Annotated in this window: 19 protein-coding genes; 9 read left to right on the forward strand and 10 right to left on the reverse strand. The window is 58.8% G+C overall.

Going from position 1 to position 20,761, the window contains the following annotated elements; all coding sequences use genetic code 11:
* The first annotated feature begins 186 nt into the window (after nt 1-186).
* Nucleotides 187-1,053, forward strand: a complete 867-nt coding sequence (locus G6L01_RS21705; protein ID WP_071205773.1) for an ABC transporter permease — start codon at nt 187-189, stop codon at nt 1,051-1,053.
* Nucleotides 1,050-1,847, forward strand: coding sequence for an ABC transporter permease (locus tag G6L01_RS21710; protein ID WP_070164464.1), 798 nt, complete (start codon nt 1,050-1,052; stop codon nt 1,845-1,847). Before G6L01_RS21705 ends, G6L01_RS21710 begins: the two co-directional genes overlap by 4 nt.
* Nucleotides 1,848-1,853: 6 nt before the next feature.
* Here the strand turns inward: G6L01_RS21710 and G6L01_RS21715 are convergent, their stop codons facing one another.
* On the reverse strand, nt 1,854-2,744 hold the full coding sequence (locus tag G6L01_RS21715; protein ID WP_070164465.1) for a methylenetetrahydrofolate reductase: 891 nt from the start codon (nt 2,742-2,744) through the stop codon (nt 1,854-1,856).
* Between the two features lie 263 nt (nt 2,745-3,007).
* Here G6L01_RS21715 and nspC point away from each other — a divergent pair, with 263 nt between their 5' ends.
* A complete protein-coding gene (gene nspC, locus G6L01_RS21720; RefSeq protein WP_070164524.1) occupies nt 3,008-4,105 on the forward strand; it encodes a carboxynorspermidine decarboxylase in 1,098 nt (365 codons plus the stop codon).
* A gap of 38 nt (nt 4,106-4,143) precedes the next feature.
* Complete coding sequence (locus G6L01_RS21725) at nt 4,144-5,385, forward strand: saccharopine dehydrogenase family protein (protein WP_070164466.1); 1,242 nt, start codon at nt 4,144-4,146, stop codon at nt 5,383-5,385.
* Nucleotides 5,386-5,452: 67 nt separating this feature from the next.
* Here the strand turns inward: G6L01_RS21725 and G6L01_RS21730 are convergent, their stop codons facing one another.
* From G6L01_RS21730 to G6L01_RS21750, 5 genes are read right to left on the reverse strand one after another with little or no spacing between them, the layout of a single operon-like run.
* Nucleotides 5,453-7,189 (reverse strand): acetyl/propionyl/methylcrotonyl-CoA carboxylase subunit alpha, encoded by a 1,737-nt coding sequence (locus G6L01_RS21730; RefSeq protein WP_070164467.1) that lies wholly within the window; start codon nt 7,187-7,189, stop codon nt 5,453-5,455.
* 20 nt (nt 7,190-7,209) lie between these two features.
* Nucleotides 7,210-8,847, reverse strand: coding sequence for a 5-oxoprolinase subunit B/C family protein (locus tag G6L01_RS21735; RefSeq protein WP_070164468.1), 1,638 nt, complete (start codon nt 8,845-8,847; stop codon nt 7,210-7,212).
* A 7-nt stretch (nt 8,848-8,854) separates the two neighbouring features.
* Nucleotides 8,855-9,661, reverse strand: a complete 807-nt coding sequence (locus G6L01_RS21740) for a putative hydro-lyase (protein WP_070164469.1) — start codon at nt 9,659-9,661, stop codon at nt 8,855-8,857.
* A gap of 11 nt (nt 9,662-9,672) precedes the next feature.
* Nucleotides 9,673-10,437, reverse strand: coding sequence for a LamB/YcsF family protein (locus G6L01_RS21745; protein ID WP_070164470.1), 765 nt, complete (start codon nt 10,435-10,437; stop codon nt 9,673-9,675).
* A 32-nt stretch (nt 10,438-10,469) separates the two neighbouring features.
* The gene (locus G6L01_RS21750) at nt 10,470-11,633 is read right to left on the reverse strand and encodes an NRAMP family divalent metal transporter (RefSeq protein WP_234891977.1); all 1,164 of its coding nucleotides are present in this window, start codon (nt 11,631-11,633) and stop codon (nt 10,470-10,472) included.
* 400 nt (nt 11,634-12,033) lie between these two features.
* On the opposite strand from G6L01_RS21750, the gene G6L01_RS21755 reads away from it, so the two are divergent.
* Nucleotides 12,034-12,699 (forward strand): GntR family transcriptional regulator, encoded by a 666-nt coding sequence (locus G6L01_RS21755; protein ID WP_070164526.1) that lies wholly within the window; start codon nt 12,034-12,036, stop codon nt 12,697-12,699.
* Here the strand turns inward: G6L01_RS21755 and G6L01_RS21760 are convergent, their stop codons facing one another.
* Nucleotides 12,700-13,164 (reverse strand): Lrp/AsnC family transcriptional regulator, encoded by a 465-nt coding sequence (locus tag G6L01_RS21760; RefSeq protein ID WP_070164471.1) that lies wholly within the window; start codon nt 13,162-13,164, stop codon nt 12,700-12,702.
* Between the two features lie 162 nt (nt 13,165-13,326).
* On the opposite strand from G6L01_RS21760, the gene G6L01_RS21765 reads away from it, so the two are divergent.
* Nucleotides 13,327-14,340 carry a 1-aminocyclopropane-1-carboxylate deaminase gene (locus G6L01_RS21765; protein WP_070164472.1) on the forward strand — a complete coding sequence of 338 codons (1,014 nt, stop codon included), beginning with the start codon at nt 13,327-13,329 and terminating at the stop codon, nt 14,338-14,340.
* Nucleotides 14,341-14,389: 49 nt separating this feature from the next.
* Here G6L01_RS21765 and G6L01_RS21770 read toward each other — a convergent pair whose 3' ends face one another.
* Both G6L01_RS21770 and G6L01_RS21775 read right to left on the reverse strand, forming a co-directional pair.
* Nucleotides 14,390-14,872 carry a hypothetical protein gene (locus G6L01_RS21770; protein WP_070164473.1) on the reverse strand — a complete coding sequence of 161 codons (483 nt, stop codon included), beginning with the start codon at nt 14,870-14,872 and terminating at the stop codon, nt 14,390-14,392.
* Between the two features lie 272 nt (nt 14,873-15,144).
* The gene (locus G6L01_RS21775; RefSeq protein WP_070164474.1) at nt 15,145-16,068 is read right to left on the reverse strand and encodes a GNAT family N-acetyltransferase; all 924 of its coding nucleotides are present in this window, start codon (nt 16,066-16,068) and stop codon (nt 15,145-15,147) included.
* A gap of 232 nt (nt 16,069-16,300) precedes the next feature.
* Between G6L01_RS21775 and G6L01_RS21780 the strand changes: the two genes are divergently transcribed.
* Complete coding sequence (locus G6L01_RS21780; RefSeq protein WP_070164475.1) at nt 16,301-17,224, forward strand: 2-hydroxyacid dehydrogenase; 924 nt, start codon at nt 16,301-16,303, stop codon at nt 17,222-17,224.
* Nucleotides 17,225-17,315: 91 nt separating this feature from the next.
* On the forward strand, nt 17,316-18,773 hold the full coding sequence (locus G6L01_RS21785; protein ID WP_070164476.1) for an NAD-dependent succinate-semialdehyde dehydrogenase: 1,458 nt from the start codon (nt 17,316-17,318) through the stop codon (nt 18,771-18,773).
* A 30-nt stretch (nt 18,774-18,803) separates the two neighbouring features.
* Here G6L01_RS21785 and G6L01_RS21790 read toward each other — a convergent pair whose 3' ends face one another.
* Nucleotides 18,804-19,703 carry a LysR family transcriptional regulator gene (locus G6L01_RS21790; RefSeq protein ID WP_070164527.1) on the reverse strand — a complete coding sequence of 300 codons (900 nt, stop codon included), beginning with the start codon at nt 19,701-19,703 and terminating at the stop codon, nt 18,804-18,806.
* Between the two features lie 279 nt (nt 19,704-19,982).
* On the opposite strand from G6L01_RS21790, the gene G6L01_RS21795 reads away from it, so the two are divergent.
* Complete coding sequence (locus tag G6L01_RS21795) at nt 19,983-20,759, forward strand: 5-oxoprolinase subunit PxpA (protein ID WP_070164477.1); 777 nt, start codon at nt 19,983-19,985, stop codon at nt 20,757-20,759.
* Nucleotides 20,760-20,761 lie beyond the last annotated feature (2 nt).

The following is a 20,761-nucleotide window of genomic DNA, read 5'->3' on the forward strand; positions in this document are numbered from 1 at the left end:
AATTCTTGAACAGACTGTAAGACCGTATCTGTGGTTTCCATGGGGCATAAACCCTAAAGTCAGCCTGTCGCCGTGTTTCGCCCGGCGATAGGCCTCTGATGATTTGACTGCGCCATGCGTTTTGTAAAACTCATAAAAAATGCGGCAATGCTTTAAATTTGCTGCATAATCACCCTTGGAGCGTGCATGAGATCGACCGGACGACTGCCTGTCCTGCTGATGGCGCCGCCTGTTCTGGCGCTGCTGGTGCTTGGGTTGGCGCCGTTGCTGGTGGTGCTGCTGTGGAGCTTCTGGTCCTGGGACCCATTGACCTACTGGATCAAGCCGGATCTCAGCCTGGCGGGCTACGCCGCCATTCTCCAGGCCGGACGCTGGACGGTGATTGTTTCCACGCTTGCCAAGGCCTTTCTGACGGCGGGTATCTGTCTGGTGTTCGCTTATCCCGCTGCCTATGCCGTGCATTTCCTGGCGGGCCGCAGGCTGTCGGTGGTGCTCCTGGCTCTGATGACGATTCCGTTTTTCACCTCCTATCTGATCCGCTCGTTTTCCTGGCGGCTGGTGCTGGGTCGGACCGGCGTGATCAACGGTTGGCTGCAACATTTCGGCCTGACCAGCGCGCCGGTCGATTGGCTGCTGTTCAGCGATTTCGCTGTCATTGTCGGGCTGGTTGCTTCCTATCTGCCGTTTGCCACCTTTCCTCTGCTGCTCGCCATGCGCCGGGTGGATGCGACTGTGCTTGCCGCCGCGCAGGATCTCGGCGCTGGCTTTTGGCGCATGCTTGTCACCATTCTCCTGCCGCTCACCCGGTCCGGTCTGTTTGCTGGCTTCCTGTTCGTGTTCGTGATGGTTGCGGGCTCATCGACCGAAGTGCAAATGCTCGGCGGGGCAGGGGCCTCCATCGTCACTGTGATGATCAACGATGTGATGCGGGTGGCAAATTACCCACTAGCCTTCGCCATTTCCACCATCGTCCTGATTGTGGTGTTCGGCATGGTCCTGATTGGAAACCGGCTGTTCGGGCTGGCGGCACTGTTTGGAGATCGCTCGGCATGATGAGGGCAGAGGGACGGGCAAACCAGATATTGATTTGGGGCATGACGATCGTCGGCCTGGTGGCAATCTATGCGCCGCCGCTTTATCTGCTGGGTGTTTCCTTCAATCCGTCGCTTCAGCCTGGATTGCCAAGCATGGCTGACCTGACGGTGAAATGGTATGCCGCCCTGCCAGCGGATACGGCGCTTATGGCGGCCCTCTGGCAATCGGCCATCGTTGCCCTGTTGACGGCGGTATGCGCCACGCTGCTGTCGCTTATGGCGGCACTGGCCTATTTCGAATTGCGCAGGGTCCGCGATCTATGGTTTCTTGCCGTGATCCTGCCGATGTTCGTGCCGGGTGTTATCCAAGGGCTGGCGCTGTCCACTGTGTTCAGCCGCAGCGGCATCAAGCCCTCGACCTGGACAATTACCGCCGGACACCTGCTCTGGGCGATGCCTTTTGCATTTATCGTCATTCTCACCGGCTTTTCCGCCGTGCGGCCCGTCTTCCTGATGGCGGCAGCGGATCTCGGCGCCAGCCGCTGGCGGCAGTTTCGTGACATTACCCTGCCGCTGATTCGCCCAGGCCTGATCAGTGCTTTTATCTTCTCGTTTCTTTTGTCGCTGAACGAGTTTACCCGCGCCTTCTATCTGGCTGGGCGGCAGAATACCCTTCCGGTCGTGCTATTTGGCAAGATGAATGGTGGCGCGTCGCCAACGATCTATGCAATGTCCGGGGCGATTTTCATCATCTCGGTGTTTTGCGTGGCTGTCATTGCCGCTTTTGCAGGTTCCAAAACCAAAACTGGATAATCCTCGTCAGGGCTTATATTGGCCGATCCACCGGGCCGCAGGCTCGATGCCGCCGAGTGGAAACAGATGCAGCTTACTGATATTGCTCTGCGGATTTTCAGCCTTGTAGGTGTTCAACTGCCCAACCATATCCGTGGGCTCATAAGGCATCAGCAATTTGCGCAGGTCGAGCGCGCGTTTTTGCAGCACTTTCAAGGAGGGGCCGACGCCGCAGGAGATTGCATATTTGATCAGTGTCTGAAGCTTGGCGGGACCGGCAATGCCGACATGGATCGGCAATCCGATTCCGAGGGCATCGATTCGCTCGGCCCAGTCGATGATGACTTTGGCATCGAAGGCAAATTGGGTCACAATGGCCATTTGCGCATCCGTCCGGCTGGAGAAGTCGAGCTTCCAGCGCAGCGCCGCATCGATTTGCGTGGTGGAGCCATCGGCATCGATATCGCGGTTGCCTTCGGGGTGCCCGGCAATATGCAGGTGAGTAAAGCCGAGCCTGTCGAACACCCCGGTTTCAATCAGCTGCATCGAACTGGAAAGCGTGCCGCGTGGCTTTGTAATGCCGCCAGCCAGCAGAAGTGCCTGGCGTACATCGGCTTCATCCCGGTATTGCTTCAACAGGTCTTCCAGTTGCGTGGCATCGGCTAGGCTTCGGGCCGGAATATGTGGCATGACCGGAAAGCCTTCTTCGTGAAGGCGCCTGGCGGTCGCAACCATGTCCTCGAAAGGCGTCCCATCGACATGGGCGATGTAGATTCGGGTACCCGCTGGCAGCAGAGCCTGGAAACTGTCGATTTTCGCCGATGTTCGCGGAGTGACCTCAATGGACCATGTGTCCAGAAGATTGCCCTGATCGGCAGAATATTCGCGATGATCCGTCAGAACCGCTTTGTCCATCATGGTCTTTCTCCGCAATGCTTCCGCCAGTCTTTAGCATCTCCATGGCGAAAATCCGCTCGAATTTGCGACAAGCTCAAGTCACTGATGCATTTGAGATATTCGTAATATCTTCATCCGGGAGGATATAAGCCCTTTTCGGCATGAAAAAGTAATGTCGTGTCATCAGGTTGAAGCATTTTTCCGGGAAAAGGCCGGAGCGACTTGCCTTCAAGGGCCAGATTTCTTAAACGACCCCTTCGAATTCATGGAAAGGCGTGGCCATCGTGCTTCAGACCCCGTTTTATCTCATCGACAAGAGCAAGCTTCTTTCCAATATGGAAAAGATTGCGCTTCTGCGCGAGACCTCCGGTGCCAAGGCTTTGCTGGCGTTGAAATGTTTTGCCACCTGGTCGGTCTTCGACCTGATGCGCGAGTATATGGATGGCACCACCTCGTCCTCGCTCTACGAGGTCCGGCTCGGCCGCGAAAAATTCGGCGGTGAGACCCATGCCTATAGCGTTGCCTATGGCGACAATGAAATCGACGAGGTGATTTCCCACGCCGACAAGATCATCTTCAATTCGGTAGGCCAGTTGGAGCGCTATGGCGACAAGGCCTCCGGCATTACCCGTGGCTTGAGGCTGAACCCGCAGGTCAGTTCGTCCAGCTTTGATCTGGCCGATCCGGCCCGGCCGTTTTCGCGGCTTGGGGAATGGGATGCCGCCAAGGTGGAAAAGGTCATGGACCGCATCAGCGGCTTCATGATCCATAACAATTGCGAAAACAAGGATTTCGCCCTGTTCGACACCATGCTCTCGGATATCGAGGCGAAATTCGGCTCGCTTCTGCATCGTGCCGAATGGGTCAGCCTTGGCGGCGGCATACACTTTACCGGCGAGGATTATCCGCTGGCACAGTTTGCCGAGCGGTTGAAGCGGTTTTCGGGCAAATATGGCGTCCAGGTCTATCTGGAGCCGGGTGAGGCCTCGATCACCAAATCGACGACGCTGGAAGTCTCGGTTCTGGATACGCTGTATAATGGTAAGAACCTCGCTATCGTCGATAGCTCAATTGAGGCTCATATGCTCGACCTGCTGATCTACCGCGAAACCGCCAAGCTGGAGCCGAATGCAGGCGACCACAGCTATATGATCTGCGGCAAATCGTGCCTGGCTGGCGATGTATTTGGCGAGTTTCGTTTCCCTGAAGCCTTGAAGGTCGGCGACCGGATTTCCATCCAGGATGCCGCAGGCTATACGATGGTCAAGAAGAACTGGTTTAACGGCGTGAAAATGCCGTCCATCGCCATCCGTGAACTGGATGGCAGCATCAGGACTGTCCGCGAATTTTCCTACGCGGACTTTGAACAAAGCCTCTCCTGAGGCTTCTGACGATTGGACAAAAGGAGTTAGTCCGCATCATGAAGAAGAACGTGCTCATTATCGGCGCTGGCGGCGTCGCCCAGGTCGTTGCGCATAAATGCGCCCAGAACAACGACGTATTGGGCGATATCCATATCGCCTCGCGCACCAAGGGCAAATGCGACGCCATCATCGCCTCCGTGCATGAAAAGAACGCCATGAAGCAGCCGGGCGTGCTGGAAGGCCATGCGCTCGATGCGCTGGATATCGACGCCACCAAGGCGCTGATCGAAAAGACCGGCTCGCAGATCGTCATCAATGTCGGCACCGCCTTCCTCAATATGTCGGTGTTGCGCGCCTGCATGGATACCGGCGTCGCCTATATCGACACGGCGATCCACGAAGAGCCGAACAAGATCTGTGAAACGCCGCCATGGTACGGAAACTACGAATGGAAGCGGGCCGCGGAATGTGAAGAGAAGGGCATTACCGCCATTCTCGGCGCTGGGTTCGATCCCGGCGTGGTCAATGCCTATGCCCGCCTTGCCAAGGACGAATATCTCGACAAGGTCACCGATGTCGATATCGTCGATATCAATGCCGGCAGCCATGGCAAATATTTCGCCACCAATTTTGATCCAGAAATCAATTTCCGTGAGTTTACCGGCGTCGTCTATTCCTGGCAGAAGGGCGAATGGCAGGTCAACAAGATGTTCGAGATCGGCAAGGACTACGACCTGCCGGTGGTTGGCACGCGCCGCGCCTATCTCTGCGGTCATGACGAAGTGCATTCATTGGCCAAGAACATGGACGGCGCCGATGTGCGTTTCTGGATGGGCTTCGGCGATCACTATATCAATGTGTTCACCGTGCTGAAGAGCATTGGTCTCCTGTCCGAACAGCCAGTGAAGTTGGCCGATGGCTCCGAAGTTGTGCCGCTGAAAGTGGTCAAGGCTTGCCTGCCCGACCCGTCATCGCTGGCGCCCGACTATGAAGGCAAGACCTGCATTGGCGACTATGTGAAGGGGCTGAAGGACGGCAAGGAAAAGACCGTCTTCATCTACAACGTCGCTGACCATAAGGAAGCCTATAACGAAGTCGGCTCCCAGGGCATTTCCTACACGGCTGGCGTTCCGCCCGTCGCGGCTGCCATGCTGGTGGCAACCGGCGAATGGGACGTGAAGAAAATGGCCAATGTTGAAGAATTGCCGCCACGGCCTTTCCTCAACATTCTCAACCATATCGGACTGCCGACCCGCATCAAGGATGAAGACGGCGACCGCGCGCTGGATTTTGCCTGATTTTTTGAAACGGCATTGCCCGTCTCCACCCTTGGGTTGTTCCAAGGGTGGAGAAAACTAAACGTCTTTACGCGATAATCTTCAAGAGCAGGCTTCCCGCAGCCAGATAGTCGCCTTCGCTGGCAATGAGACTGACGGTGCCGGCTGATGTCGCGATGATCTGCGTCTCCATCTTCATCGCCTCCATAACAGCGAGAAGATCACCTGCCTGAACTTGATCTCCATCCTTCACCTTGAAGGATTGAACCGTGCCGGACACCGGTGCGATGACGGCGCCTTTTTCCGGCGTATTTCCCGCATCGCCTTTAGCTGCCTGTCCGGCATTGACTGAGAGACTGCCAAGCCCGGCGAGAAGCTGGGCGGGAATGCCGAGGGCATGGCGCTTGCCATCGATTTCCACATGGGTGCGGATCAGCGACGTGTCAGCGATGGGCTCCGGTCGCATGGCCGCCTCGGGCATGGCGGCGAAATCGGTCTCGATCCAACGGGTATGGACCTTGAAGCCGTCGGTGCCGATGAAATCGGCGGTTTCCATGGCGGCACGGTGGAAGGGGAGTACGGTTGCCACGCCTTCGATCTGGAATTCCTTCAGGGCGCGTCTTGCCCTTTGCAAGGCTTGCTCGCGGGTGGCACCGGTAACGATCAGCTTGGCCATCAACGAATCATAGACGCCAGGAATGGTTGAGCCGGTATCCACACCGCTATCGAGCCGCACGCCGGGGCCGGACGGGGCCGCAAACCGGGTGATGGTGCCGGGCGTTGGCAGAAAGCCACGACCCGGATCTTCGGCATTGATGCGAAACTCAATGGAATGGCCGCGTGGGACCGGTGTTTGCGTGATCGCCAGGGGCAGGCCTTCTGCTACCCGGAACTGTTCGATGACGAGATCGATGCCAGTGGTTTCTTCCGTCACCGGATGCTCAACCTGTAGCCGGGTATTCACCTCGAGGAAGGAAATCGTGCCATCGACACCCAGCAGGAACTCCACCGTTCCCGCACCGCTATAGCCCGCTGCCGCGCAGATTGCCTTGGCGGCATCATGGATGGATTGGCGTTGAGCATCGGTGAGGAAGGGGGCAGGAGCCTCTTCCACCAGTTTCTGGTTTCGCCGCTGCAAGGAGCAATCGCGGGTGCCGAGCACCAGCACGGTGCCGTGCTTATCGGCAATCACCTGCGCTTCGATATGGCGCGGCCGGTCGAGGAAGCGTTCCAGAAAGCATTCGCCCCGGCCAAAAGCCACGGTCGCTTCGCGCACAGCCGATGCGTAAAGCTCCGGGATTTCTTCCATTTTCCAGGCGACTTTCAAGCCGCGTCCACCGCCGCCATGGGCCGCCTTGATGGCGACCGGCAGGCCGTGACGCTCGGCAAAGGCAATGACCTCCTCGGCGGTGTCCACCGGCCCGTCGCTGCCTGCCACCAGTGGCGCGCCGACGCTGGTGGCAATCCGCCGTGCCTCGACCTTGTCGCCCAGCGCTTCGATAACCTGCGGATCGGGGCCGATCCAGGTCAGACCGGCATCGATGACCGCGCGCGCAAATTCGGCGCGCTCCGACAGAAAGCCGTAGCCGGGATGGACGGCGTCTGCCCCGGATCGTTTGGCAATATCGATCAGCTTGGCGATATCGAGATAAGTCTCTGGCGGCTTGGCGCCTGATAGCCCATAGGCCTCATCGGCAAGCTGCACGAACAATGCGTCAATATCCGGATCGGCATAGACCGCGACCGATTGCAGCCCGTAATCGCGACAGGCGCGGATGATGCGAACGGCGATTTCGCCTCGGTTGGCGATCAGCACTTTCTTCATCGGTGTCTCCTCTTTTATCGTTATGCGTTCGCGGCAGGGCCAAGGACAGGGGTGGGGGCAGGGGCGATGTCTGCGAAAGGGGCAATGGGCCGAAAGCGGATGCGGGCGTTGATCGGGATCTGTACCGCAAGATCCAGATGATATTCGGCAACCGTGCCGATGACAGGATAGCCACCGGTCAGCGGATGGTCGGCGAGAAACAGAACCGGCTGGCCGCTATGGGGAACCTGAATGGCACCGGTGGCGGTGCCTTCGCTTGGCAGTTCGGCGCTATCGATCCGTTCCAGCGGCATGTCGCCCGCTAGCCGGATGCCGACGCGGCTGGATTGAGGCGTCACTTGCCAAAGCTGGTCCGTCAGGGTCGCCAGACCCCTTTCGGTAAACCAGTCGGTGCGCGGGCCTAGTACGACGTCCAGCGTGACGATATCGCCTGCACTCGGCAGGGTCTGCAGTGGAGATTCATGCAGGGAAACGGAGGTGAGACCCTCGCTGCTGCCCTTCAGCGTCAAAACAGTTCCTGCCGTCACCGCTTCAGGGCCGACGACGGCCAGCGTATCCGTGGCATAGCTGCCCAGCACTGGCTGGACCGCAAAGCCACCCCGCACGGCAAGATAGCTGCGCATGCCCTGTGGAGGCTGGCCAAGGCTGATGGTATCGCCGGGTTCCAGCGAAATCGGCTGATAGGTTTCAGCCTGAGTGACTCGGCCAGAGGTATCCCGAATAGTGACCGGGCAGGGCGCACCGGTCAGCGCGATGACCGCGCGTCTATCGCTTTCAAAAGAAAAGCCACCAAGCGTGATTTCCAGACACGGGAAATCAGATGGATTGCCCACCACCCGATTGGCTGCCTTCAAGGCCCCTTGGTCCAAGGCGCCGGAGGCCGAAACCCCCTGGCCTGTCTGGCCGAGACGGCCAAGATCCTGGAATACCGCAGGCATGGGGGCGGCTAGCACGGTGAAATGCGGCGCGCCATCCACATCGGAAAGCTCATCAGCCGGATTGGCAGGGGCTGCTGCGCTTACCGTAACGGCAACCGAATGGACCGCTTTTGCCATATCGGTGAAACGCACCTGATAGCCGGGCTGAAACAGTGCTGGTGGATCGCGGCTGAGATCCCACATTTTTACCGGTGTGACGCCGATGATTTGCCAGCCGCCGGGGCTGGCCTGCGGATAGACCCCGCTAAAGGCACCTGCCAGGGCCACGGCACCAGCGGGAATGCGGGTACGCGGGCTTTTGCGGCGCGGCACATGCAAGGCGGGGTCACCGCCGACGAGATAGCCGAAGCCCGGTGCAAAGCCACAAAAAGCAACCGTGAATGTGCTTTCCGTATGGCGTCGAATAACCTCTTCCACGGCAAGTCCGGTCAGTTCCGCCACGTCGGCCAGATCTTCGCCGTCATAGTCTACGGGTATTTCGACCAGATGATCGGATGGTGCCAGTTTGGCGGACAGGTCGCGGGTGCTGACCTCAGCCGCCAGGGCTTCCGCGCGGATCGTCTGCGGGCGAAACCGGATCATTAAGGTCCGGGCGGCGGGCACCATTTCATCGATGCCGGGGACGGGGCTTGCCTGAAGCGAGGCGAACAAAGCCAGGGTCTCATCGAGATCGGCAAGCTCGACCAGCATCGTCGTCAGGCTGACGGGGAGAAAGCGCATCGGAACCTCAGGCGTGATAGGCGGAATCGGGAATATCGGTGATGAACATGTGGCCGGGCGCATGGGTGATGGCAAATGGGACGCCCGACGCCATCACGGCTGCTTGCGGGGTGACGCCACAGGCCCAGAACACCGGCACTTCGCCCGGCTCGATGCGCACGGGATCGCCGAATTGCGGCTTGGCAAGATCGACAATACCGATCTGTTCCGGCGCGCCGACATGAACCGGCGCGCCATGCACCGCCGGAAACCGACCGGAAATTGTCGCGGCATCGGCAACCCGCGAGGCGGGGATTGGCCGCATCGACACCACCATATTGCCATGCAAACGGCCTGCCGGGCGGCAGGGTTGATTGGTCAAATACATCGGTACATTGCTTTTATCGGTCATGTGGCGGATCTCGATGCCCGCTTCCACCATCGGCGTCTCAAAGGTGAAGCTGCATCCGATCAGGAAGCTGACGAGATCGGGATGCTCGGCCCAGGCGGCGGTGGCATCGGGTGTTTCCTCGGCCAGCTTGCCATCGCGCCAGATCCGGTAGAGCGGCAGGTCGGTGCGCAGATCGGCGCCCTTGGCGAGTTCGGTCAGATGCGAACCGGGATCGGAGACGTCAAGGACCGGGCAGGCCTTGGGATTGCGTTGCGCATAGAGCAGGAAGTCAAAGGCCCAGTCGCGTGGCAGCACGATCATGTTGGCCTGGGTAAAGCCGGGGGCGACGCCAGATGTCGGTTCCACAGCTCCATTGCGATAACGGGCGCGGGCAGCACGAGCCGGTTCGACATCCCAATGCGCCAGATGCTTCAAGGCAATCATTGTCTCTCCCCCTATGCTGTTAGAAACGGCTGGACGGCAATGCCCTCAGCCTCGAAGCGCCTGCGGATTTCCTGGGCAATGGCGACAGCGCCGGGGCTGTCGCCATGCACGCAGATCGACTGCGCCTCGACCTTGATCACGCTGCCATCGATGGCTTCCAACGTGCCTTGGCGGGCAAGCTGCACCATGCGGCTGGCGATCTTTTCCGCGTCATGCAGAACCGCGCCCGGTTCCCGGCGCGAGACGAGCTGGCCTTCCGGCGTATAGGCGCGGTCGGCAAAGGCTTCCGCCACGGTGCTCAGGCCTGACATGCGGGCCAGCTCAAGGATGGGTGCGCCTGCCAGACCCATCAGCACCAGCGAGGGATCGATGGCGTTGATGGCATCGATCACAGCCTGGCCCTGACGGGCATCATTGGCGATCCGGTTGTACAGCGCACCATGCGGCTTAACATAAGTAACTGAGGTGCCGGCGGCAGCCGCCATGCCTTTCAGGGCGCCGATCTGGTAGATCACGTCGGCGATCAGCTCTTCACTGGTCACGTCCATGTCGCGCCGGCCAAAGCCGACGCGGTCAGGATAGGACACATGGGCACCAATCGATACGCCGTTTTTAGCAGCGGCCTTGACGGTTTTCCAGATGCCGGACGGGTCGCCCGCATGAAAACCGCAGGCGATATTGGCGCTGGAAACCACGGCCAGCATGGCGCTATCGTCGCCCATGCTCCAGGCGCCGTAGCTTTCTCCAAGGTCGCTGTTGAGATCGATGGCAGCCATGTGCGTTCCTTCCTTGTTTAAAGCTTCAGCGTTTACAGGCCAAGCAGGGCGAAGATTGGCCCGACCGATTTATAGGCCATGTACCATGTCAGCGCGCAGGTGAGGACGCCGAGGATCAATAGCCAGCGCGGATAGCGATAGCCGCCCATCAGGTCGGACCGCGCCCAGGCGGCATAGATAAAGATCGACAGGCCGATAGGTAGGATCAACCCGTTCAGGCCACCAACGAAGACCAGCATTTGCGCGGGCGGGGTGGTCATGATGATGTAGAAGAACAGCGAAATGGCGATGAATGCCACGGTGGCGAGATTGCGCGCCCGCTCGCTCATATCCTGTTTGAAGGCGGTCAGGAACGAGACCGATGTATAGGCTGCGCCGATGACGCTGGTGATGGCGGCGGCCCAGAAGATGACGCCAAACAGGCGAAGTCCGATATTACCGGCGGCGCTCTGGAAGGCTTGTGCAGCCGGATTGGCGCTTTTGCCGGAAATGTCGATGACCACACCGCTGGCGACGACGCCAAGCACAGCCAGGAACAGCACATAACGCATGACGCCCGTCACGGCGATGCCGGTCAAGGCGGCGCGGTTGACGGCACCGAGATTTTCAATGCCGACGGTGCCCTTGTCCAGCAGGCGATGCGCGCCGGAATAGGTGATGTAACCGCCGACCGTGCCGCCGACAATGGTGGTGATGGTGGCAAAATTGATGGTGTCGGGCAGGATCGTCTGGCGCAGTGCCTCAAACAGTGGCGGGCCGGATACATAGGCGACAAACAGCGTCAGGGCGATCATCAGCAAGCCAGCGACGATGATGAAGCGGTCGATTGCCAGCCCTGCGCGCTTTGATAGGAAAATGCCAATGGACAGCAGGGCGCTGATGGCGCCGCCCCATTTCGGGTCAAGGCCGAGCATGGCGTTGAGGCCAAGGCCGGTGCCGCCGATATTGCCGATATTGAAGAACAGCCCGCCGATAATCACCAGAACGGCAAGCAGATAGCCGGAGCCGGGAATGGCGGCATTGGCAATATCTGAGGCGCGCATCCGGGTGAGTGTGACGATCCGCCAGATATTCAGCTGGACGACGAAGTCGATGATGATCGAGGCGAGGATGCCGAACGCGAAGGCTGCTCCCATGGTCGCGGTAAAGGTGGCTGTCTGGGTAATGAAGCCCGGCCCGATTGCTGATGTTGCCATCAGGAAAACCGCCGCTGTCAGCGCGGCGCGTCGGGTTTTGGGGGATTGTGGTCCTGAATTATTTGTCACGGCGATCTTCTGCGGATCGCGCGCTGGGACGTGGTTCTGCGCCATTGGGAGGCTCCATGGTCATCGTCATCCGCCCCTCTGCGGATGATCCATGCAGCCAGTCTGCCACGTTTCACAATTCCGTCAATATTGTTGAACAATTTTATTTTATCGTTCCATCATTCTGTTTATTTCATGGGCGAAATGCTTGCGATATTGGCAGGACATGCCAATGATGTGGGCAAGTCTGCCCGGTTTTCTGCGCTGCCTTGCTCTGCCGGAGGGCATCGGCAATAGTCCCGGCGAAAGATGGCAGCCGCTGAACATCTTCGCGGTTGGGCAAGAGGGACCTATGGCAGACGAGGATGAAAGCCTTTCGCTGGCGGAGCGGCTGGTGACAAAAATCCGCGATCAGCTGATCGCCGGGGAGTTGAAGCCGGGCCAGCGGCTGTCGGAGGCAGCACTCAGCACCCGGCTCGACGTGTCGCGCAATTCCCTGCGGGAAGCCTTCCGGCTGCTGACCAAGGATGGCTTGCTGCGCCATGAGGCCAATCGCGGTGTGTTTGTCGCCACGCCCAGCATGGCCTCGATCATCGATATCTACAGGGTGCGGCGGCTGGTGGAATGCAAGGCGCTGGAACAGGCGTTTTCCGGTCATCCCGCTGTCCGGCGGATGCGGTTGGCGGTGGAAACCGCGCGGGCCTGTCGCAATGGCCGCGACTGGCTGGGGGTCGGCAGCGCCAATATGCAGTTTCATGCCGCCATCGTCGATCTCGCCGACAGCAGCCGCCTCAGTGAATTTTATACGCGAATCGCTGCGGAATTACGATTGAGCTTCGGCCTGCTGGACGATCCGGAATTGCTGCACGCGCCCTTCGTGGAATTGAATGGCGAAATCCTCGGCCTGCTGGAAGCCGACAAGGCGAAAGAGGCGGCTGCCGCACTGGATGCTTATCTGGTTCGCTCGGAGCGCACGGTGTTGGCGGCATTTGCCCGCGCCACGGCGGATGCTGGCTAATCAGAATTCCAGCGCCCGGTTATCGACCACTTCCTTCATTACGAAGAAGGTTCGGGTTTGCCGCACGCCGGGCAGGGCGATCAACTGGCTGCCGTGAATGCGGTTGAAATCGGCCATGTCGCCGACCCGGATTTTCAGAAAATAATCGAAATCACCGGCCACCAGATGGCAATCCAGCACGAAATTCAGCTTGGCCACCGCCGCTTCAAACTCTGCAAAACTGTCCGCTGTTGACCGGTCCAGCACCACGCCGACCATGACCAGCGCCGCCCGGTTCACCTTGGCGGGTGCCACCATGGCCCGCACGCCGGTGATATAGCCCTGCGCAAACAGCTTCTGCGTACGCCTGTAGCAAGTCGCCGGGCTGATTGAGGCCTGCTCTGCCAGTTCGGCATTGGTCAGACGACCGTTTTTCTGCAACAGGCGGATCATTTTCAGGTCGATGCGATCCAGCGATTCATTCATGAAAGGATCTTCCATTTTCAGAGGTTAAATAGCAGAATATATATCAGTTATTTCCAAAAAAGTGAAATATAACGCATTTTATATCACAACTTAGAAAGCACCTTTCACTTCTAAGAGTCTAGCATCCGAACATTATCAACCACCATTTCCAAAGAGGATTCCATGCTCGACGCTTTTGAACGTTACCCGCTGACCTTTGGTCCCACACCGATCGAGAAGCTGGAGCGGCTGACCGATCATCTCGGTGGCAAAGTGCAGCTTTACGCCAAGCGGGAGGATTGCAATTCGGGTCTGGCCTTTGGTGGCAACAAGCTGCGCAAGCTGGAATATATCATCCCCGACGCCATTGCCTCCGGGGCCGATACGCTGGTGTCGATTGGCGGCGTCCAGTCCAACCATACCCGGATGGTGGCGGCTGTCGCTGCCAAGATCGGCTTTAAATGCCGGCTCGTGCAGGAAGCCTGGGTGCCACATGAGGACGCGGTTTACGACCGGGTCGGCAATATCATGCTGTCACGCATCATGGGTGCGGATGTGCGGCTGGTCGATGACGGATTCGATATCGGCATCCGCCGCAGCTGGGAGGAGGCGATTGAAGAAGTGAAGGCGGGGGGCGGAAAGCCTTATGCCATTCCGGCAGGTGCCTCCGTGCATAAATATGGTGGGCTGGGCTATGTCGGCTTTGCCGAGGAAGTGCGGGCGCAGGAAGCGGCACTGGGATTTGCGTTCGATTATATCGTCGTCTGCACTGTGACCGGTTCAACCCATGCGGGCATGGCGGTTGGCTTTGCCAAGGATGGCCGCGCCGACCATGTCATCGGCATTGATGCCTCCTTCACCCCGGAGCAAACCCGCACCCAGGTGCTGGAGATTGCCCAGCGCACAGCGGATCTGGTCAAGCTTGGCCGTGACATGCGTCAGGAAGACATTGTTCTGGTCGAGGATTATGCCTATCCGGTTTACGGCGTGCCTTCGGAAGAAACCAAGGATGCCATTCGTCTTGTGGGCCGCCTGGAAGGAATGATCACCGATCCCGTCTATGAGGGGAAATCCATGCAGGGCATGATCGATCTGGTGAAGAAGGGATATTTCCCGGAAGGCTCGAAAGTGCTCTACGCCCATCTTGGCGGAGCGCCGGCCCTGAACGGCTATGGGTATGCGTTTCGCAACGGCTGAGAAATATCAGCTAGACGACCGGCCCGCATAGGGCCGGTCCGTATACATTTCAGCCGCGAACGCCAGCCTTCTTGGGGGCAAATGCGACGCGAGTCGTGGTGGTTGCTGTGGTCGCAGCGGGCATCCGCTCTACCGGGCGGCGGTTGCTGTTGGCCGAGACGGTGCGCATGCCGACCGGACGGATCATGGTCTTGGCTGCGGCGGGACGGGCTACCGGGGTAGGGGCTGGAGCGGGCGCAGCCTTGGCCTTCTGGGCCAGCGTGACCCAGCGCATGATCGCTTCAAAAGCATGGCGGCCTTCGCGGCGCGCGGTGACCAAGCCGTCTTCGCTGAGCAGACAGGTGGCGCCGATTTCTTTCCAGTTCGGACGGCCGCCATGCAGTGGCGGGGTGGCCTGACGGACGATCAGCCCGAGCATATAGCTGCGCAAATTCTGGTAATCGGATTTGGCAAGCGCTGGCGCAAGCCGCACTTCGCAAAAGGTTTCGATTTTCCGATGAAATACCGGAGCGGAAGGGGTCAATCTTGGCATAATACTCGCAACTCATGAATGGCCCGGCGGTGAGATGCCGGGGTGGCGCTGCTACAGCATAATCGGCCCGACCGCAAGCGATTGGGTTGAAAATTATGCAGTATATTGAATATGTTACAGCGTGACGCTGGTGTCGTCGCCGACGCTTCGCGCTGTAAGACATGGATGTTAAAATAGTGTTTCACCAGCCAGAGGGAGAGACCGCGAAGCAGCGGTCAATCACCTGCGAACCGATAGGGGAGCGCCGCTTTACGACTGTCCGGGTGTGTTAGTCAACCCAGTGCCTGGCTCGCCAATCCATAAGTGATGGCATGGGGCTCTGAGTGGCCCTTGTCATCGGCGCTCGGTTCCCCTTTTGGTCCGACTGGCCACGGCGCTCGCAGCGACATGGTGGTGACGGTATCGAACAGGGAAAGCCCGGATTCCAGCAGAAATTCGGCAAAGGCTCCGGAGCCATGCCGCGTATCGAGCCGCAGGAACCGCCCCTGATGGCGTGCGACATGAGGTCGCGTCACGGCGATGGCATCTTCATCGCTGGCGGCAACCACAGGACCGATGACGTGGCCACGCCCAAAGGGCCGGGAGAGGGCAAAAGCCACTATTTTTCCAGCACGCACAAGTGCCACGCCTTCCGATAGGGGCAGGAGGTTGCCAAGCCATCGCTGGCGATTTGCACCGAAGGCAAGTTCATCCAGCGCGGCGATATCTGGCAAATCCTCTGATGTTATCGCGCGCAGCTCTGCGCCATCGGCTGGCTTTGCTGTCTCCGGCGGCAGTCTTGCCTCGCCCTGACACTGAAAGACCGGGGCTTCGATGGCAAAGCCGATGCTGCGATAGAGGCGTCTTGCCGCACGGGTGGAGTTCAGCCCCAGCCGTGCAACGGGAATGCTGCCGAGGATATGCTCCATCAGCCAGCGGCCCGTGCCCTGCGTTTGCAGGCGTGGCGAGGTGATCACCATGCCGATGGTGGCGAAATTTTCGTCCATGGGAAACCACATGGCCGAGCCAAGCACCCGGTCGATAGGGTCAATGGCTGCGACGCCTTGGCCATTTGCCAGCAGAAAAGCCCAATCCTCCGTCCGGTGCGGCCAGCCGACGGCGACGGAAAGCCCATGCAGGTGCTCGATGCCGACATCATGAATGTCGGTCAACGTCAGTTCAAAGGATTCCACCTGGATCGACGTTTTCACCGTCACATTGTCTTCCTTGCATCGGGTAGGTTTGCAGCAGCGACCGATGCTTATCTAAAGCTGTCCAAGGCAATAGATTCCACTGAAACCGCAGCAATTTCCAGCATGTTTTATCGAAAAACCCATCAAGAGCGACACTTAGCCTGATGAAAGCGCGTTACGTTCACCTCCGACGCTCATTTTGTCGCGCCGGCCTCTTGAATGACATGAGAGAGGACGGTGCAGTTTTAGGATAATCATGGCCTTTCTTTTCAACTCAGATCCGGCGCGTGGCGCGGTCTTCGCGCAGGCCTTCGCACGCGACATGCCGGATGTGGATTTTCATGTTGCGCCATCGACGGTCGATCCTGAGCGTATCCGCTATCTGATGACCTGGTCGATGCCGGAGGAGATCGAGCGCTACACCAATCTCGAAGTGCTGTTTTGCATCGGCGCCGGTGTCGATCAGTTCGATCCCGCCCGGTTGCCCGATACCGTCAAGCTGGTGCGAATGGTGGAGGATGGCATCGTGCGGATGATGCAGGAATATATCACCCTTGCCGTGCTTTCCGTTCATCGCAGGCTGCCAGCCTATATTGGCCAGCAACAGCGAGGTGAATGGCAGCCCCTGCCGATATCCCAGGCGCCTGCACGACGGGTGACGGTGCTGGGCCTGGGCCTGCTGGGGCAGGCGGCGCTGGAGCGGTTGAAGCCTTTCGGCTTTCAGCTGTCGGGCTGGAGTCGTTCGCCGCGTGAAATCGATGGCGTTACCTGCCATGCCGGACTAGAGGCCCTGCCGGATCTGCTGGAGCAGACCGATATTCTCGTCTGTCTTTTGCCCCTGACATCAGAGACCCGGCATTTCCTCAATGCCGAACTGTTTGCAAGCCTGCCGCGCGGAGCATCTATCGTTCACGTCGGGCGTGGGGCACAACTGGATCAGGCGGCGTTGCTGGCAGTGCTCGATAGCGGCCATCTCGCCAGCGCCTTTCTCGATGTCACCGATCCTGAACCGCTGCCACCGGACCACCCTTTATGGCGGCAGGCGAATGTGATCATCACGCCCCATATCGCCAGCGTCACCCAGCCGGAGACTGCGGCCGTGGCGGTGATCGACAATATCCGTCGACATCAATCCGGTGAACAGATGATTGGCCTTGTTGATCGCGAGCGTGGATACTAAATATTTTCCAACTCCAATGGTGCCTGCGATATCGCTACCTATGTTTCAATGGCAGGACGGACCTTTCGTCTCACTCTATCAAGGACTTCCTATGCATAATCTCAAAGACAAGACATTGCTGCGCCAGCAGGGCCTGATTGGCGGCGAATGGGTCGATGCGGCCTCCGCCAAGGTAATCGATGTCATCGATCCCGCGACGCAAGCAGTGATCGGCAAGGTGCCGGATATGGGGGCCGATGATACACGCGCCGCCATCAAGGCCGCCGAAAAGGCCTTCAAGCCCTGGAAGAAAAAGACCCATGCCGAGCGCGCCGCATTGCTGGAAGCCTGGTACGGACTGATGATCGAGCATATCGAGGATCTGGCGCTGATTCTGACGATGGAACAGGGCAAACCGCTGGATGAGGCGCGCGGCGAAATCCGCTACGGTGCCTCCTTCGTCAAGTGGTTTTCGGAAGAGGCCCGCCGCATCGGTGGCCATACCATTCCTTCGCCAACCACTGACCGCCGCATCGTCGTTCTGAAGGAGCCGGTTGGTGTCTGCGGCATCATCACGCCCTGGAATTTCCCCAATGCAATGATCACCCGCAAAGTGGCCCCCGCCTTGGCGGCGGGCTGCACCGTGGTCATCAAGCCCTCGGATTTCACGCCCTATTCGGCGCTGGCGCTGGGTGTGCTGGCCGAGCGTGCCGGTATTCCGGCTGGCGTCATCAATATCGTCACCGGCATGCCGACCGAGATCGGCAATGAAATCATGGCCAATGACGTCGTGCGCAAAATTTCCTTCACCGGCTCGACCCGGGTCGGATCACTGTTGATGCGCGGTGCTGCCGATACGATCAAGAAGCTCAGCCTGGAGCTGGGCGGCAATGCGCCGTTCATCGTGTTTGACGATGCCGATCTTGATCTGGCGGTCGAAGGTGCGATTCTCTGCAAATTCCGCAATGGCGGCCAGACTTGCGTTTGCGCCAACCGTATCCTGGTTCAATCAGGTGTCTACGATGCCTTCGCGGCCAAGCTGACCGCTCGCGTCAATGCCATGAAGGTTGGCCCCGGAACCGAGCAAGGCGTTTCCATTGGACCGATGATCAACGAAGCGGCGATTGGCAAGATCCGTCAGCATGTCGAGGATGCCGTTTCCAAGGGTGCGAAGATCGTCACCGATGCGCACAGATTGCCGCAGGGTGCGCAGTTTACGGCACCGGTGGTATTGACCGGGGCCACCACCGACATGCTGCTGGCCAGCGAGGAAACCTTTGGCCCCGTCGCGCCGCTGTTCAAGTTTGAAACCGAGGAAGAAGCGCTGGAGATTGCCAATGGCACGCCCTTCGGTTTGGCAGCCTATTTCTACACCGAGAGCCTGAAGCGCTCTTGGCGGGTGGCCGAGGCGCTGGAAGCGGGGATGATCGGCCTGAATACCGGGGCGATTTCCACGGAAGTGGCACCGTTTGGCGGCGTCAAGCAATCCGGCCTTGGCCGGGAAGGTGCGCAGATCGGCATCGAGGAATATCTGGAAATGAAGACCTTCCATATTGGCGGTCTGGCCTGATATTTGCTTATGGTTCCGGGGCAGGGAAACCTACCCCGGAATATGAAAGGCCCGCCGGAAATAGGCGCGGAACGCCTCCATGGCCGGGCTGAACTCCGCATTGCGCCGCCAGGCAAGGCCGACATCCATTGATGGTACCGGGTCGGTCAGCGTGACCGTCTCGATCCGTCTGCCCTCCAGTGACCATGGCCGATGCACCATATCGGAGAGAATGGCGACGCCTTGGCCATTGGCGACCAGCGAGCGCACGGCTTCGACCGAGGATGTCCGCAGCGTCACCTTCGGCTGGTAGGGCGTCGGGCTCCAGTATTTCAGCGTGGTATGCGAGGCTTCGTCTACGGTCAGCATGATATAGTTTTCCTCTGCTACGTCCTTCAGCCCGACCGAGGGACGGGTCAGCAGTGGATGGCGGGCGGGGAGCCAAAGCCGCCGCTGCGAATTCAGCAGCGTTTCGGTGGTCAGTTCCGGGTTGAGAATGTTTGATGTCAGCAGCACGGCGACGTCATAGCGATTGGCGAGCAGACCTTCCTCGACGCTTTCCCGGTTGAGTTCGAACAGCTGGATATCGACACCCGGAAACTGCCGTTTCAACCGCTCGATATGCAGCGGCAGAAAGTAACCGATCACCGTATAGCTGGCAGCAACGCTGAGCTTGCCCTGCACCTTGCCGGTGACGGGGTTGAGCGTGGTGATGTCATCAACCTTCCGCAAGATGTCATAGGCCTGGGACAGCAGCAGACGCCCGGCTTCGGTCAGGTCCATGCCATGCGGCGTACGCTCGAACAGCGGCGCGCCGACAATGGTTTCAAGCTCCTTGATCGCCGTGGTCACCGCCGATTGTGAGATGGCGAGGTTGATGGCGGCCTGCGAGACCTGCCCGGATTCGGCGGTCGCCACGAAATAGCGGATCTGGCGAAGACTGAGCGACATGACACGAATTCCCATCTTTATTTTTAATAATGCTATCTGAAAATCAGAATGAATAATCTTCTGATTGCAGTGCTTGGAATATTCACCTGGGTCTTATGGTCTAGGGGCCGAAAAACATTCAAATTTCTCTTCGAGCCTTCCAATCTAAAGTTATCAGTAAATCAGATAATGGCTTTCTGAAAATACCATTTTTCAAATGACGATTTTCTGCCTAGCTTTTCCTGACGAAAATGATGGCACTTGAGTTTTTTGCATAAAAATAAAGCATAGAGGTTCCCTGTGGCGCTTGAATCTGTCGATATCAATTGTGATCTGGGCGAGGCCTTTGGCCGCTGGCGGATCGGCGATACCGCCGATCAGGCTTTGATGGGGCTGATCAGTTCTGCCAATATCGCCACCGGCTTTCATGCTGGCGATCCAAACCTGATGGATGAGACCGTGCGGCTGGCGGTGGAGCATGGTGTCGGTATCGGCGCCCATCCCGGTTACGACGATCTCCAAGGGTTTGGCCGCCGCAAGATCAACGGCACGCCGCGTGAATTGGTCAACGATATCGTCTACCAGGTCGGAGCGCTGAAGGAATTCATGCGCCGCCATGGGTCAAGCCTGCAACATGTGAAGCCACACGGCGCGCTCTATATGGAAATGGCTGTTAACCCCGAATTGGCGCAGCTTTTCGTACACTATATGCGCACCGCCAACCCCAATGCCTATGTGCTGTGCATGGCGGGTTCTGCGACCGAAATCGCGGCGCGCGAGGCGGGGCAGCCGGTGGCGCGGGAATTCTACGCAGACCGTGATTATGACGAAAGCGGCTCTATCGTCTTTACCCGCGATGTCGGGCGTCCCGATCCCGCCGCCATTGCCCGTAAGGTGTTGCGCGCCTGCCTGGAAGGCAAGGTGACGGCGGTGACGGGCAAGGACATCGAAGTCCCGTTCGAGACCATCTGCTTCCATTCCGACACGCTGGGCGCTTTCGACATCGTCCGCCATATGCGCGACGCCCTGGTTGCCGAAGGCATTCGCATTTCGCCTCTTTCAGACATTCTCAAATAATC

It is taken from the genome of Agrobacterium vitis (assembly GCF_013337045.2).
Taxonomy (GTDB): Bacteria; Pseudomonadota; Alphaproteobacteria; order Rhizobiales; family Rhizobiaceae; genus Allorhizobium; species Allorhizobium vitis_B.

What these genes read in the sequence shown, in the direction of transcription:
- G6L01_RS21755 (WP_070164526.1), top strand. Translation starts at nt 12,034, where the DNA reads ATGGCAGACGAGGATGAAAGCCTTTCGCTGGCGGAGCGGCTGGTGACA.
- G6L01_RS21735 (WP_070164468.1), bottom strand. Translation starts at nt 8,847, where the DNA reads ATGCGCTTTCTCCCCGTCAGCCTGACGACGATGCTGGTCGAGCTTGCC.
- G6L01_RS21785 (WP_070164476.1), top strand. Translation starts at nt 17,316, where the DNA reads ATGCATAATCTCAAAGACAAGACATTGCTGCGCCAGCAGGGCCTGATT.
- G6L01_RS21745 (WP_070164470.1), bottom strand. Translation starts at nt 10,437, where the DNA reads ATGGCTGCCATCGATCTCAACAGCGACCTTGGAGAAAGCTACGGCGCC.
- G6L01_RS21730 (WP_070164467.1), bottom strand. Translation starts at nt 7,189, where the DNA reads ATGAAGAAAGTGCTGATCGCCAACCGAGGCGAAATCGCCGTTCGCATC.
- G6L01_RS21740 (WP_070164469.1), bottom strand. Translation starts at nt 9,661, where the DNA reads ATGATTGCCTTGAAGCATCTGGCGCATTGGGATGTCGAACCGGCTCGT.
- G6L01_RS21765 (WP_070164472.1), top strand. Translation starts at nt 13,327, where the DNA reads ATGCTCGACGCTTTTGAACGTTACCCGCTGACCTTTGGTCCCACACCG.
- G6L01_RS21790 (WP_070164527.1), bottom strand. Translation starts at nt 19,703, where the DNA reads ATGTCGCTCAGTCTTCGCCAGATCCGCTATTTCGTGGCGACCGCCGAA.
- G6L01_RS21780 (WP_070164475.1), top strand. Translation starts at nt 16,301, where the DNA reads ATGGCCTTTCTTTTCAACTCAGATCCGGCGCGTGGCGCGGTCTTCGCG.
- G6L01_RS21705 (WP_071205773.1), top strand. Translation starts at nt 187, where the DNA reads ATGAGATCGACCGGACGACTGCCTGTCCTGCTGATGGCGCCGCCTGTT.
- G6L01_RS21725 (WP_070164466.1), top strand. Translation starts at nt 4,144, where the DNA reads ATGAAGAAGAACGTGCTCATTATCGGCGCTGGCGGCGTCGCCCAGGTC.
- G6L01_RS21770 (WP_070164473.1), bottom strand. Translation starts at nt 14,872, where the DNA reads ATGCCAAGATTGACCCCTTCCGCTCCGGTATTTCATCGGAAAATCGAA.
- G6L01_RS21750 (WP_234891977.1), bottom strand. Translation starts at nt 11,633, where the DNA reads ATGGCAACATCAGCAATCGGGCCGGGCTTCATTACCCAGACAGCCACC.
- G6L01_RS21715 (WP_070164465.1), bottom strand. Translation starts at nt 2,744, where the DNA reads ATGATGGACAAAGCGGTTCTGACGGATCATCGCGAATATTCTGCCGAT.
- G6L01_RS21710 (WP_070164464.1), top strand. Translation starts at nt 1,050, where the DNA reads ATGATGAGGGCAGAGGGACGGGCAAACCAGATATTGATTTGGGGCATG.
- G6L01_RS21760 (WP_070164471.1), bottom strand. Translation starts at nt 13,164, where the DNA reads ATGAATGAATCGCTGGATCGCATCGACCTGAAAATGATCCGCCTGTTG.